The sequence below is a fragment of the Mesorhizobium sangaii genome (assembly GCF_014207355.1).
Taxonomy (GTDB): Bacteria; Pseudomonadota; Alphaproteobacteria; order Rhizobiales; family Rhizobiaceae; genus Mesorhizobium; species Mesorhizobium sangaii.
The window spans coordinates 1-12,749 of the sequence record NZ_JACHEF010000023.1 but is presented as its reverse complement, the minus strand read 5'-3'; the positions used below and the strand labels follow the sequence as shown (position 1 = coordinate 12,749).

Annotated in this window: 12 protein-coding genes and 1 pseudogene; 3 read left to right on the top strand and 10 right to left on the bottom strand. The window is 61.0% G+C overall.

Annotated features, from left to right (window positions below; genetic code table 11):
• Positions 1-172: 172 nt before the first annotated feature.
• The 10 genes from ccoS to HNQ71_RS34340 all read right to left on the bottom strand — a co-directional run bounded on the left by ccoS (position 173) and on the right by HNQ71_RS34340 (position 9,645).
• Positions 173-328, bottom strand: coding sequence for a cbb3-type cytochrome oxidase assembly protein CcoS (gene ccoS, locus HNQ71_RS34385; protein ID WP_184879538.1), 156 nt, complete (start codon positions 326-328; stop codon positions 173-175).
• A complete protein-coding gene (locus HNQ71_RS34380; RefSeq protein ID WP_184879535.1) occupies positions 325-2,610 on the bottom strand; it encodes a cation-translocating P-type ATPase in 2,286 nt (761 codons plus the stop codon). Before HNQ71_RS34380 ends, ccoS begins: the two co-directional genes overlap by 4 nt.
• Positions 2,607-3,104, bottom strand: a complete 498-nt coding sequence (locus tag HNQ71_RS34375) for a FixH family protein (protein ID WP_184879532.1) — start codon at positions 3,102-3,104, stop codon at positions 2,607-2,609. The genes HNQ71_RS34380 and HNQ71_RS34375 overlap by 4 nt, the downstream gene beginning before the upstream one ends.
• Entirely contained in the window at positions 3,101-4,672 is a 1,572-nt protein-coding gene (gene ccoG / locus HNQ71_RS34370; RefSeq protein WP_210334158.1) for a cytochrome c oxidase accessory protein CcoG, read from the bottom strand. Before ccoG ends, HNQ71_RS34375 begins: the two co-directional genes overlap by 4 nt.
• A gap of 189 nt (positions 4,673-4,861) precedes the next feature.
• Positions 4,862-5,725 (bottom strand): cytochrome-c oxidase, cbb3-type subunit III, encoded by an 864-nt coding sequence (gene ccoP, locus HNQ71_RS34365; protein ID WP_184879526.1) that lies wholly within the window; start codon positions 5,723-5,725, stop codon positions 4,862-4,864.
• Positions 5,726-5,727: 2 nt separating this feature from the next.
• Positions 5,728-5,877, bottom strand: a complete 150-nt coding sequence (locus tag HNQ71_RS34360) for a cbb3-type cytochrome c oxidase subunit 3 (RefSeq protein WP_184879523.1) — start codon at positions 5,875-5,877, stop codon at positions 5,728-5,730.
• Between the two features lie 11 nt (positions 5,878-5,888).
• Positions 5,889-6,620 carry a cytochrome-c oxidase, cbb3-type subunit II gene (gene ccoO, locus HNQ71_RS34355; RefSeq protein ID WP_184879520.1) on the bottom strand — a complete coding sequence of 244 codons (732 nt, stop codon included), beginning with the start codon at positions 6,618-6,620 and terminating at the stop codon, positions 5,889-5,891.
• A complete protein-coding gene (ccoN, locus tag HNQ71_RS34350) occupies positions 6,611-8,242 on the bottom strand; it encodes a cytochrome-c oxidase, cbb3-type subunit I (RefSeq protein WP_184879517.1) in 1,632 nt (543 codons plus the stop codon). Before ccoN ends, ccoO begins: the two co-directional genes overlap by 10 nt.
• 441 nt (positions 8,243-8,683) lie before the next feature.
• On the bottom strand, positions 8,684-8,845 hold the full coding sequence (locus tag HNQ71_RS34345) for a hypothetical protein (RefSeq protein WP_184879514.1): 162 nt from the start codon (positions 8,843-8,845) through the stop codon (positions 8,684-8,686).
• Positions 8,846-8,886: 41 nt separating this feature from the next.
• Entirely contained in the window at positions 8,887-9,645 is a 759-nt protein-coding gene (locus HNQ71_RS34340; RefSeq protein ID WP_184879511.1) for a Crp/Fnr family transcriptional regulator, read from the bottom strand.
• A gap of 156 nt (positions 9,646-9,801) precedes the next feature.
• Between HNQ71_RS34340 and hemN the strand changes: the two genes are divergently transcribed.
• The 3 genes and pseudogenes from hemN to HNQ71_RS34325 form a co-directional block, all read left to right on the top strand.
• Positions 9,802-11,151, top strand: coding sequence for an oxygen-independent coproporphyrinogen III oxidase (gene hemN / locus HNQ71_RS34335; RefSeq protein WP_184879541.1), 1,350 nt, complete (start codon positions 9,802-9,804; stop codon positions 11,149-11,151).
• 136 nt (positions 11,152-11,287) lie between these two features.
• Positions 11,288-12,166 carry a DUF6904 family protein gene (locus tag HNQ71_RS34330; protein ID WP_184879508.1) on the top strand — a complete coding sequence of 293 codons (879 nt, stop codon included), beginning with the start codon at positions 11,288-11,290 and terminating at the stop codon, positions 12,164-12,166.
• Between the two features lie 52 nt (positions 12,167-12,218).
• A pseudogene (locus tag HNQ71_RS34325) lies at positions 12,219-12,613 on the top strand (transposase); the annotation flags it as partial.
• Between the last annotated feature and the right edge of the window lie 136 nt (positions 12,614-12,749).

Below are 12,749 nucleotides of genomic sequence, written 5' to 3'. Positions count from 1 at the left end.
TCAACATCAGCAAATCACTCAAGGCAGCACCTCCTGCCACCTTGAATCACCCAACAGATATCAACTCAACAAATTAATGGGTCCTGACCCTAGCTGGGGAGCCCCAGCAGTCCCAAGCAAGCCGACTCGGCTGAGGATGGCATCCGCACGGTCGTCGGCACAGCGATCCGGGTCAGCGTTCCGGCTTGTCGTCCCGGTCGATCAGGATGCGCTCAGCGGCCCCGTGAAGATCCTCATATTGACCACTCCTCAAGGCCCACAGAAAGCCGAACAGCCCCAGCGCGCCAAGGAACAGAGCTGCTGGTATGAGGTAGACGAGCGTCGTCATGACGGCTGCACCGATGCGCGAATGCCCGAACGCGTCGCCGAGGGAGCCCTCGTCACCTCGGCGAGCACAAAACCCTGCAGGCGCAACGCATTTCCGATGACAAGCAGCGACGAAGCAGACATCGCGATTGCCGCGATCAGCGGCGTGACGTGCCCCAGAATGGCGATCGGCACAGCAATCATGTTGTAGACGATCGCGATGGCGATGTTCTGGCGGATCAGCCGCCCGGCCTTCCGTGAGATGTCTAGGGCAAGGGGTATTGCCAGAAGGCTTTCGCGCAGGAACACAAAGTCCGCGGCGTTGCGGCCAATATCGGCAGCGGTGGCCGGCGCAATCGAGACGTGTGCTGCCCCCAGCGCAGGCGTATCGTTGAGTCCATCGCCAACCATCAGCACCCTGTGTCCGGCTTTCGCCAGCGTTTCGATGCACTCAACCTTGCCGGACGGCAGCAGGGCCGGCACGAAGCTGCCTATGTCCAGGGTCTCCGCGACGTCGCGACAGGCCCCAGCGGTATCGCCCGACAGCATTTCCACCGACACCCCGGCTGCCTTCAATTCCAGCATGGTTGCCCTGGCGTCGGCGCGCGGCGCATCCTCGAAGTCGAAGGACGCGACAATGATCCCGTCTTTGGTCAGAACCGTCCCGCCATAGCCATGGTTGCCTTCGCCGCCAGTTCGGGCCTTCCATCCAGCCCATCCGCGTCGGCCCAGCCGCCAGCTACTTCCGGCGTCAGTGGCTTCGATACCGAACCCCGGATGCTCGGCGACGGCATCGAATTTGTGCTGTCCGCCAGGACGAGCAAAACCGGCTATGGCTTTTGAGAACGGGTGACGCGAGTGCGCGGCCATGGCGGCTGCGATTGCCCGCATGGCCGGATCGATCGACGACGCATTGATGAGCCGGGGCTGTCCGAGCGTGAGCGTGCCAGTCTTGTCGAACACCGCTGTATCAATCGTCGCCAGGCGCTCCATGGCCGAACCATCCCTGACCATGATGCCGTTCTCGAACAGGCGCCGCGCGGCGACCACCTGAACGATCGGCACGGCGAGGCCGAGCGCGCACGGACATGTGATGATGAGGACGGCAATGGCGATGGTTATCGCCCGGTGCCAGTCGCCGGTCGCCGCCATCCAGCCAAGGAATGTCGCGAAGGCGGTAAGATGAACCACTGGAGCATAAAGCACCGAGACGCGGTCGGCGATGCGGCGGTAATGCGCGCGGCCGCCTTCGGCTGCTTCCATCATCCGAACCATTTCCGGCAGGAAAGAATCCTTGGCGGCGGCTGTCGCCTCGATGGTCAACGGGCCGGTGAGATTGAGCGTGCCGGCCTGCACGGTTTCCCCCGACGCCGCGGTTCTGGGTGTGCTCTCACCGGAAACCAGGGAACAGTCGAGATCCGAATAGCCTTGATTGACCTTGCCGTCGACGGCAACCCTTTCGCCTGCCGCGATCAGCAGCTGCATGCCCGGCTCGATCTCGCCGACGGGCAAGTAGTCGCGCGAGCCATCGTCGCGCAGCACCATGGCACCACGCGCCGCAAGCTGCGACAGGCCTTTCACGGCGGTCCGGGCACGGTCCCGCATGACATGATCCAACGTGCGGCCGATCAACAGGAAGAACAGCAGCGATACCGACGCATCGAAATAGGCGTGATCGCCATGATTGATCGTCTCGTAGAGGCTCATGGCGTAGGCAAGCGACACCCCGACAGCGATCGGCACGTCCATGTTCATGCGACCGTGGCGCAACGCATTCCAGGCCGAACAAAAGAAGATGCCGCCGGCGAAGGCGAGTGCGGGGATGGCGATAAGCGCCGAGACCCAGTGGAACAGGTTGCGGGTCGCGCCTTCGGCACCGGACCAGACCGAGACTGAAAGCAGCATGATGTTGCCTGCGGCAAAGCCGGCAACCGCGACGGCTCGGATCAGTTCCGAAAGCGTCCTGTCCTTAACTTCAATGTCGGGATCGAACAGATGTGCCTGGTAGCCCAGCCGTCCGAGCGCGGCGACGAACGGTGGGACCTCCTCGCCACGCCACTGGACGGAAACCCGTTTCGTCGACAGGTTGACGCGTGCGCTCTCGACACATGCGAGTTTTCCGAGCGCTGTCTCGATCGTCTGGATGCAGGCTGCGCAATGCACCGCCGGTACCGAGAGATCGGTCTGGCGCAGGCCATCGCCAAGCGAGCGGCTCGCCAATCTGATTTCCTGGCTCGACGGCAGGACGGACGTACCGCTGTCAAGTTCCAGCCCCATTTCGGCGCCCGGCGCACAGCAGCTCATTGCAGCGCTCCTTTGGAAATCATGATCCGACGGACGTCGCGATAGGGTTGCGTAAGGCCGGCGTCGGCATCGACTTCAACGATCCAGACGCCATCCTTGGGCGTGTAGTGCGCAGCAAATTCCCGGCCCGAGGCAAGGGCAAGAGTGACAGCCTTGTCCTCGGCCTCGTAGGCAGGATGACGAAACAGCACCTTGACGCCGCGCAAGGGAACCGGCTTACCGGCGGCGTTGCTCAGGCTGTAGCGGACCTCGCCCAACGCGATCGTCAGTTTGCCAGTCCAGCCGAGCGCGGCCTGCGCGCGCCCTTCCTCGGCCCTCCTGTTGAATTGCTGGCTGGCCACATAGGTATTTTCGACGACAAGGCCGGTCCAGCTCGTGTTGGCGAGCGTCGCCATGGTCAGATTGACCGCGGTGACCACCCCGAAAAAGGCAAGGATGATGGCCAACATGTGCCTGCCGGTGAATTCGCGGGATTTTTTCGCGGTGGCGTTCATCTGGCGATCTCCGGTGCATTGAAGGTGGCGGTGTACTCGTCCGACTCGAAGCTCGCCTTGTCCTCGACCCTGAACTTGAAGGTTTGCGCTTGGCCTTTGATCTGTTCCGCCGGCTGGCGCACGAAAACCTTCAGCATCTTCAGCCGGTCGGGTTCGACCGGGATCGCGAAGGAGCGATTCGCGGGGAGATCGACACCGGCGACGCTCATCTGCGCACCCGGCAAGCCCTGAATGGTGACGATGATCGTCCTCGGCTCGGGGATCATGTTGAGCAGCTTGACGGTGTAGCCATTGCGGATGGAGCCTTCGGACAGGGTCACGAACTGAGGGTTGCGGTCGTGCAGGACGTTGATCTCAAGCCGATCGCGCGTCAGCAGCGAATACAGCAGACCAAGACCGATCAGCGACCACACAGCCATGTAGACGTAAGTGCGCGGCCGAAAGATCTTGCCGATATGAAAATGGGCCACCTTGTCGGAGAACTTGCCATTAACCGTCCTGACCAGCGAGGGGGTCACCGGGCAGGAGCCGCCCGCGGTCGCCAGCATCACGTTGGCGTTGTAGTCGGACAGCGTCGCATAGGAGATCAGTCCGCGCTCCCTCCCGAGCTTATCCATGACACCGTCGCAGGCGTCGATGCACAGCGCGCAGGTGATGCATTCGAGCTGCTGGCCGTCGCGAATGTCGATCCCCATCGGGCAGACCGCGACGCAGGCATTGCAGTCGACGCAGTCGCCGACGGGCTGCCCTGCGGCAAGGACCTTCTTGGCGTGACGCGAACGAGGTTCGCCGCGCCAGTCATTGTAGGTGACGGTGAGCGAAGTCTCGTCGAGCATGGCCGCCTGGATGCGCGGCCACGGGCACATATAGGTGCAGACCTGTTCGCGCATCAGCCCGCCGAACGTGTAGGTGGTCGCGGTCAGCACGGCGATGGTGATGTAGGCGACGGGTGCCGCGGTTCCCGAAAAGACCTCGCCGACCAATGTCGGCGCGTCGGCGAAGTAGAAGATCCAGGCGCCGCCGGTCGCCGCCGCTATCACCAGCCAGGTGGCGTGCTTCGATACGCGCAGCCCGAGCTTGCGCACGGTCCAGGGGCCGGAATCGAGCTTCATGCGCGCGTTGCGATCGCCTTCGATGGCGCGCTCCACGACCAGGAGCAGATCGACCCATACGGTCTGCGGGCATGTATAGCCGCACCAGGCGCGACCGACAGTCGACGTGACCAGGAAAAGCCCGATGCCGGCCATGACCAGGAGGCCGGCCACGTAGTAGAATTCCTGCGGCCATATCTCGATGAAGAAAAAATAGACGCGCCGGTTGGCAAGGTCGACCAGCACGGCCTGATCAAGCGCGAACGGCCCTCGATCCCATCGCAGCCACGGCGTCAGGTAGTAGGTGCCGAGCGTAATCGCCATCACCAGCCACTTGAAGCGGCGAAAGCTGCCCGAGGCGCGTTTCGGGAAAATCTTCCTGCGCGAGGCATAGAGCGGCTGACGGGCCTCGGCGGAGTTGACCGATTCGGCTTCGAGCCGTTCTATTTGCGTATTATCACGCACGAGAAGCTCCATTCACCAGTGACGATTTGGCGGCGGAAGCCCGACCGTTCGGTTCTGGCTGATGGCCACGTTGAGCACGCTTTGCCGCATGGCGAACTGCACCGCGTTGAAGTCATTCGCCGGACGCCGGAATGGTGTCGAGGCCCGGCGCGCGCCGGGCCTCGTCGCTTGGCGGGGAGGGGCGAGAATAGGCTTCCGTTCCTATTCTCCGCCGCCAAGCGAATGGACATACACTGCCAGTTCTTTGACCTTGGTCTCGCCGAGACGGCCGATCCAGGCCGGCATGACGCCGTGCTTCGGCGCGCGGACCTGCGCAGCAATAGCCGTTTCGCCCGGTCCATACAGCCAGATGGCGTCGGTCAGGTCGGGCGCGCCGAGTTCCCTGTTGCCCTTTGCTGTGTCGCCATGACAGGCGACGCAATTTTCCGCGAACACCTTGGCACCGGGCTCGATCAGGCTTGCGTCCTGGACCAGGCCGGACAAGCTGGCAACGTAGGCGCTGACCTGTTTGATCTGGTCCGCCGTGATGATGTCGCCAAAAGCCGGCATTTCCGACAGGCGCGTATCCGGGTCTGATGCGAAGCGGATGCCGTGGGTGATCGTCTGCTGGATCTGCTCGGCGCTGCCGCCCCACAGCCAATCGTCGTCGTTGAGGTTGGGAAACCCCTTGGAGCCTTGCGCGCCGGAGCCATGGCACTGCACGCAATTGACCCTGAATGCCGCACCGCCGGCAGCGACGGCGAACTCGCGCAATGCGTCGTCGTCGGCAATCTCCGAGACGCTTTTCGATTCCACCGCCGCGACATATTTGGCCTTGGCGGCTTCGGCGGCGACCAGTTCATTCTTGACGTGGTTGCGGCTCGAATAGCCGAGCACGCCCTTCGTCGCGGAAGACAGCATCGGCCATGCCGGATAGGCGATGGTGTAGCCGATCGCCCAGACAATGGTGATGTAAAAGGTCGTGACCCACCAGCGCGGAAGTGGGTTGTTGAGCTCCCGGATGTCATCCCACTCATGGCCGGTCGTTGAGATGCCCGAGACCTCGTCGATGTGCTCGCCGCTCATGATCAATCGTCCTTGAGAGGAATTCGAGCGGCTTCGTCAGCTTGCCCGCGGCCGACAGGGCGAAGCGCGAAGGCAACGCATCCGACAAAGAACAGCGCCATGGCGAGCAGGCCCCAGCTGTCGGCGAATTCCCGCATCAAATTGTAGTCCATCGTCGCTCTCCTCAGCGGTAGCCGGCGGCCTCGTCGTAGTTCTTGAAATCGACCAGCGCGCCAAGCATCTGGAGATAGGCCACGAGAGCATCCATCTCGGTGACCTGTTGCGGATTGCCGTCGAAGTCGCCGAGCTTGGCCTTTGGGTAGCGCGCTTCAAGGCCGGACGTATCGACGTTGGGATTCGCCTGCGCCATCAGATCGACATTGGCGTTGGCGATCATGTCATCGGAGTAAGGGACGCCGACACGCCTGTTGGCGATCAGATGCGTCGAGAAGTCTTTCACCTCAATCGGCCTATCCTTCAGGAACGCGTAGCTCGGCATGATCGATTCCGGCACCACCGAGCGCGGCGCGCTGAGATGCTGTACGTGCCATTCGTTCGAGTAGCGGTCGCCAACCCGGGCAAGGTCCGGTCCAGTGCGCTTTGATCCCCACTGGAACGGGTGATCGTACATCGACTCGGCCGCCAGGCTGTAGTGCCCATAGCGCTCCACCTCGTCGCGGAACGGTCTGATCATCTGGCTGTGGCAGAGGTAGCAGCCCTCGCGCACATAGATGTTGCGTCCGGCGAGTTCGAGCGGCGAATAGGGCCGCATGCCTTCGACCTTCTCGATCGTGTTGTCGAGATAGAAGAGCGGCGCGATCTCGACGATGCCGCCGACGGTCACCACAAGAAGGGACCCAACGAGAAGAAGCGTGGCGTTCTTCTCGATGACGGCGTGTTTATCGATCAAGCCCATTTTCCGGCTCCTGATCGCGCACGCTGGAGGGCGGGGATGGAGCCCGGCATCGGATCCTCCTCGCGTTGGTAGCCAAAGATGGTCATGGCGATGTTCCAGGCCATGATAAGGGCGCCGGACAGATACATCGCGCCGCCGATGGCACGCATGATGTAGTAGGGATGCATGGCGGCAACGGTTTCGGCGAAGGAGTAGACAAGGAAGCCCTGCTCGTCGTACTCGCGCCACATCAGGCCTTGCATGACGCCGGAGACCCACATCACCGCCGCGTAAACGACGATACCGAGCGTAGCCAGCCAGAAGTGCCAGTTGACCAGCCTCAGCGAATAGAGCCGCTCGCGGTTCCACAGCTTCGGCACCATGAAATAGATCGCGCCGAACGAAATCATGCCAACCCAGCCAAGCGCGCCGGAGTGGACGTGCCCGATCGTCCAATCGGTATAGTGCGACAGCGAGTTGACCGTCTTGATCGCCATCATCGGGCCTTCGAAGGTCGACATGCCATAGAAGGCGATGGCCATCACCATCATGCGGATGATCGGATCGGTGCGCAGCTTGTCCCAGGCGCCGGACAGCGTCATCACGCCGTTGATCATGCCGCCCCAGGAGGGCATCCAGAGCATAATCGAAAACACCATGCCGAGCGTCTGCGCCCAGTCGGGCAGAGCGGTGTAGTGGAGATGGTGCGGACCAGCCCAGATGTAGAGGAAGATCAGCGCCCAGAAGTGGATGATCGAAAGGCGGTAGGAATAGACTGGGCGGTTCGCCTGCTTGGGCACGAAATAATACATCATGCCGAGAAAGCCGGCGGTGAGGAAGAAGCCGACGGCATTGTGGCCGTACCACCATTGCGTCAGGGCGTCCTGTACGCCGGAGAAGGCGGAGTAGCTCTTCGAGCCTAGCAGAGAAACGGGCATCGACAGGTTGTTGACGACATGCAGCATCGCGATGGTCACGATGAAGGACAGATAAAACCAGTTGGCGACGTAAATGTGCGGTTCTTTGCGCTTCAGGATGGTGCCGAGGAACAACAGGAGATAGGCGACCCAAACGATGGTCAGCCACAGGTCCACATACCATTCGGGTTCGGCGTATTCGCGGCTCTCGGTGATGCCGAGCAGGTAGCCTGTCGCAGCCATGACGATGAAAAGCTGATAGCCCCAGAACACGAACCAGGCGAGATTGCCGCCGAACAGCCGGGCGCGGCAGGTGCGCTGCACGACATACAGGGATGTGCAAAGCAGCGCATTGCCCCCGAAAGCAAAAACGACGCCCGACGTATGCAGCGGCCGCAAGCGACCGAAATTGAACCAAGGCTCGATGTTGAGATCCGGATAGGCAAGCTGCAGCGCGATGACCACACCAACCAGCATGCCTACGACGCCCCAGATCACCGTTGCGACGGCCCCGAAGCGTATCGGCCCATCCATGTAAGCAGCGCGGTCGATCGGAACTGCTGGCTTGAAATCCGTGTTGCGCAACAGGATCGCAGTGAAGCCAGCCACGGCGAAGAACAAAACGCACATATGCTGGCGAAAAGGTTCATCTACGCCGAAGCCGGCAGCCACCAGGGCCGCAAAAGCAAACAGGCTTAGAAGGACGATCTCTGTGCCGAATTTCATCGCAAGTCCCGATCTCCAATTCCGGCGGACCCAAATCCGCAGCGCATTAATTGCGCAGCCGCCGCCTGCTCGCCCTGATCCATGTCAGAGCCGCACGATTTTGCTTTGGGCAGCATCGCGTTCTGTGCGATCAGAAGGTGGCGATTGAACGAGGAAACGCAGCACGGGCCGCCCCGCCCATGGACAAGTCCGGTGTCCGCGGGCCGGCCGGCGTGGAGGCGATTGCGTGCGATGTGATGAAGCGCGCCACAGGGAAAAACTGTAGCTCTGCAATGCTCTGGAAAATATCGCTGATGCGTTGCCGAGCATCAATCGCCTGAAGTGCCTCGGCACGGCTAACGCAATCCTCCCATTGTCGCGCAAACGTTCATCAATTTGAAGAAACGATCGTCTTTCCCGCCTACGAGGCCGCTGTCGTCGGCGGCGATGCCAGTCTCGCTTCTACCCGGCGGTTGCGCGCCCGAACACGTCGCAGACGAGTGCTTTGCTGGTGAGGTGACTGAATTCTGCTAGCGATCGGCCATGCGAGCGGAAGCCGTCGGGTTCATTCTGCACGGCTTCTTCGAAGGCTTGCGGCGACACATCGCTTTCGAACGCAAACATGTCCTGCCGCGGGTCGGGGTAAGCGACGCAGGCCCCGCCGCTTAGGTCTCATTTAAAGGGCTGTTGCGCGTCGCGCCGCCGCAGCGCTGCTCCAGCCGCTTGACGTTGTCCACCGTGACATGGCGATTGTTCTCGATCCGGATCACGCCGTCCATTCTCAGTCTGGTCAGCTGGCGGCTCACAGTCTCGTTTGTAAGTCCAAGGAAATCAGAGATGTCGGCACGCGTCAGCGGCAGATCGAAGCACGCCGACCTAGCCGCCGGGCCAACACTGGAATCGATATTCCGGGCGATCATAAGGAGAAAGCTCGCCACCTTCTCCGGTGCGGTCTTGCGCCCAAGAGCCACCATCCATTCGCGTGCCTCGTCGAGTTCGTTCAGCGTCTGCTTGAGCAGGCGATGCTCAAGTTCCGGTGATTCCTTCATCATCCGTTCGATGGCCGCCCTCGGAAACGTGCACAGCGAGACAGCGGTTACCGCTTCCGCATTGATCGCGCTTTTCACCTTGAAGGGCCGTCCCAGAAAATCCGGTGCGAACTGGAGGCCAACGATTTGCTGGCGGCCGTCGGAAAGGCTCTTCGTCAGCTTCACCACGCCTGAAAGCATGTTTGAATAGCTGTCGACGGCCTCGGCGTCGCCGATCAGTTCGACCCCCGGCTCGATCTTGTGCCGCGACGAAGTCTTGGCGAGCCGCGCCAAATGGTCTGGATCGAGCGCACCGCAGACGCCGCGGTGCCGTGCCTCGCAAGGTAGGCAAAGAACGGGAATGCCGGAACTGTGAATATCCTGCCGTACTGTCATTCGATCGCTCTATCGATCCCAAGTGACGGCAGGATAGCAATCGACGGTAGAAAAATCGTTGCGGCAGTTTGTCCGTGCTGGAGGTTGACCGAAATCAGGGCTTTGGCTGTTCGACGCGTCCAGAGTTCCGGCGACTCAAACACGGTGGACCACGACATGCGACCGGAATTAGCTGCCAGACTTGGCGAGAACGTCCCCCGCTACACCAGTTACCCGACCGCGCCGCATTTCCATCCGGGCGTCGACGCGGCGGTCCAGAAAGGCTGGTTGGAGGCGCTCGAAGGCGGTGACGAGATATCGCTTTACCTGCATATTCCCTATTGTGACAGGCTCTGCTGGTTCTGTGCGTGCCATACCAAGCAGACGCGCCACTATGAGCCAGTGACCGCTTATCTGCGCTCGCTACGCGCGGAGATCGCGACGGTTGCCGCCCTTGTCAGCGGGAAGGTCTTCGTCCGCGCAATCCACCTCGGCGGCGGCTCGCCGACAATGCTGAAGCCTGAGGATATGGTGGCTCTAGGCGCGTTCTTGCGGGACAGCTTCGATTTTGTTGCGAATACGAGAGTCAGCATCGAGATCGATCCGAACGATATGGACGAAGCACGCCTTAATGCACTTGCCGAAATCGGCATGACCCGGGCGAGCCTCGGCGTGCAGGATTTCGATCCGAAAGTGCAAAAGGCGATCAACCGCGAACAAAGCTTTTTGCAGACCAAGGCAGTCGTCGACGGAGTTCGTTCCCGCGACGTCGAGTCCGTCAACCTGGATCTGCTCTACGGCCTGCCGCATCAAACCAGGGAGAGCCTGTGTTCCACCGTCGCGCAGGCGCTCACCCTGGAACCGGACAGGATGGCGCTGTTCGGCTACGCTCACGTGCCCTGGTTCAAGAAACATCAGGCGATGATCGACGAGGCGTGGTTGCCGGATTCGGCCGAACGCTTTGCGCAGTCGCAACTGGCCGCCGGCCTGATGCTTGAGGCAGGATATGAAGCGGTGGGCTTCGACCATTTTGCCAAGCCTGGCGATGCGCTGGCGGTCGCGGCCCGCGCGGGCACCTTGCATCGCAACTTCCAAGGCTACACCGAGGATGGCTGCGAGACACTGATCGGGCTTGGCCCGTCGTCGATCAGCCGGTTTCGACAGGGCTATGCGCAGAACATGCCGGTGACCGCCGAATATGAACGCAGGGTCGACGCGGGAGACCTCGCTATCGTCCGCGGCATCGAGCTTTCCGAGGATGACCGTGTCCGTGGCTGGATCATCGAGCGGTTGATGTGTGATTTTGCCTTTTCCGCGATCGACCTCGTGGAGCGTTTTGGCGACGCCGGCCAAAAGCTTCTGCTCAAGGCGAGTTCCACCGCACTTCATGACCCTCAGGGGTTCCTTGAACTCCAAGGCGACAGTTTCGTCGTGCTGGCGGAAAGTCGTCCCTTCGTGAGGAGCATTGCGGCGAAGTTCGACAAATATCTCGAAAGTGGAACGGCCAGGCACTCGGTGGCAGTCTGAGCACCGCAGAGGAACGGTCACGGTTTTCAGTCGATCGTGAACCGATTGCGCTACGTTTTGACCATTCATCGGCTACCGTCGCATTGCGGAGACAACGCCAAATGGCTGGTCATAGCAAGAGAACGGAAGGAACAGCTTGCTCACATACCGACTGCTGAAAAACCATGCCGGCATCTTGCTGATCGGCGACTCCACCTCCCTGCGCTGGCTGCACGAGGTTGTGCATGGCGTCAACGAGAGGTCGCCGCTTGTTGGGGACAAGGAGGGAATGTTTCTCGGCCTCGCCTATGATGCACGCAAAGCCTACGAACGCCAACGTGAGATCATTCAGCCCCCCGCGCACTACGAAGAGATGGGCATCCGCTATGGTATACAGCTTCTATGGCCGGTACTGCTGCTTCAACAAAGGACGCTGTGGCCGTCCCTCACATATCTCGACCATTCGGCCAAGACACAGGCCGTCGCTTACGCATTGGAGGCGATCATCGAGGAAGCACTTCAGCAAGATTTTACAACACAAGGAAAAGACGCAATAGCGCTCTGGCAACGCTTTAATCCTGCGCAACTGGACGTCTTCGACAAGCTTCAAAGCCGGGGCGCAATCTTTTGCTCGTGGACGAAGGCGGAACGAAAGCGAAATTTTCTGCAGCTTCTGACCAGTTTCGATCCGATGTACGATAGCAACCATATGTTCCGCCTCCAACGGGGGGAGAGGAACCTCTTGTCTCCAGGGGAGCTAGAGTTGTGGGCTAGCGCCGAATGGCCTGATACGCGCTGGTCGACTGCAACGTCTGGAGAACCTCAAGCGACGCCGTACCATCCATGCTTGGAAATCTGGCCCAAAACGATCTCCCAAGGGCTGCAAATGGCCGCTAACACGCAAACTCGCGTTTCCGGTCCACCACAGGGAGTGGCCGGCTGCCAAAGGATCGTCGAGGAACTCGGCGCGGGCGTCTCATGCGCCCGCCGGCCTTCCCGAGCATCGCCCAATGCAGCTAGGGTCACGACCTATTAAATACCTTGTGGGTCGTTCAGCGCCCGGATTCATTGTCGGCGGAGGTGCCACAATGAGTGAGCTATTGATGTTGTCGCCGGAGCAGATGCGCGGCATCGAGCCGTATTTTCCGTTGTCCCATGGTGTGCCGCGGGTGGACGATCTGAGCGGGATATTGTTCGTCATCCGCAATGGGCTTCGTTGGCGCGATGCGCCAGCAGGATACGGACCGCACAAGACAATCTACAACCGGTTCATCCGCTGGAACCGGCTCGGCGTGTTCAACCGAATCTTGGCTGAACTTGCGGCGCGTGGCGGCGGCTCGGATCAACTGATGATCGATGCCACCCACCTGAAGGCGCATCGCACTGCCGCCAGCCTGCTTAAAAGGGGCTCTACCCCGATGTATCGCGCAGCCGAGGCGGACTGACCACCAAGCTGCAAGCGGTCTGCGATGGCGATGGCCGAGGGTCAGGCCAACGATCACAAGGCTGCCGCAGCGATAGTCGGTATCCATCCGGTGAGGGACGCGGACGGACCTATTTGTTTCCGTCGCGATGGATGGCGATGAGGTTTTGAAGGCTTTCGATGCCGAATTCGGAGA

What these genes read in the sequence shown, in the direction of transcription:
- ccoP (WP_184879526.1), bottom strand. Translation starts at nt 5,725, where the DNA reads ATGAGCGGCGAGCACATCGACGAGGTCTCGGGCATCTCAACGACCGGC.
- HNQ71_RS34375 (WP_184879532.1), bottom strand. Translation starts at nt 3,104, where the DNA reads ATGAACGCCACCGCGAAAAAATCCCGCGAATTCACCGGCAGGCACATG.
- ccoO (WP_184879520.1), bottom strand. Translation starts at nt 6,620, where the DNA reads ATGGGCTTGATCGATAAACACGCCGTCATCGAGAAGAACGCCACGCTT.
- ccoG (WP_210334158.1), bottom strand. Translation starts at nt 4,672, where the DNA reads ATGGAGCTTCTCGTGCGTGATAATACGCAAATAGAACGGCTCGAAGCC.
- HNQ71_RS34380 (WP_184879535.1), bottom strand. Translation starts at nt 2,610, where the DNA reads ATGAGCTGCTGTGCGCCGGGCGCCGAAATGGGGCTGGAACTTGACAGC.
- hemN (WP_184879541.1), top strand. Translation starts at nt 9,802, where the DNA reads ATGCGACCGGAATTAGCTGCCAGACTTGGCGAGAACGTCCCCCGCTAC.
- ccoS (WP_184879538.1), bottom strand. Translation starts at nt 328, where the DNA reads ATGACGACGCTCGTCTACCTCATACCAGCAGCTCTGTTCCTTGGCGCG.
- ccoN (WP_184879517.1), bottom strand. Translation starts at nt 8,242, where the DNA reads ATGAAATTCGGCACAGAGATCGTCCTTCTAAGCCTGTTTGCTTTTGCG.
- HNQ71_RS34360 (WP_184879523.1), bottom strand. Translation starts at nt 5,877, where the DNA reads ATGGACTACAATTTGATGCGGGAATTCGCCGACAGCTGGGGCCTGCTC.
- HNQ71_RS34340 (WP_184879511.1), bottom strand. Translation starts at nt 9,645, where the DNA reads ATGACAGTACGGCAGGATATTCACAGTTCCGGCATTCCCGTTCTTTGC.
- HNQ71_RS34345 (WP_184879514.1), bottom strand. Translation starts at nt 8,845, where the DNA reads ATGTTTGCGTTCGAAAGCGATGTGTCGCCGCAAGCCTTCGAAGAAGCC.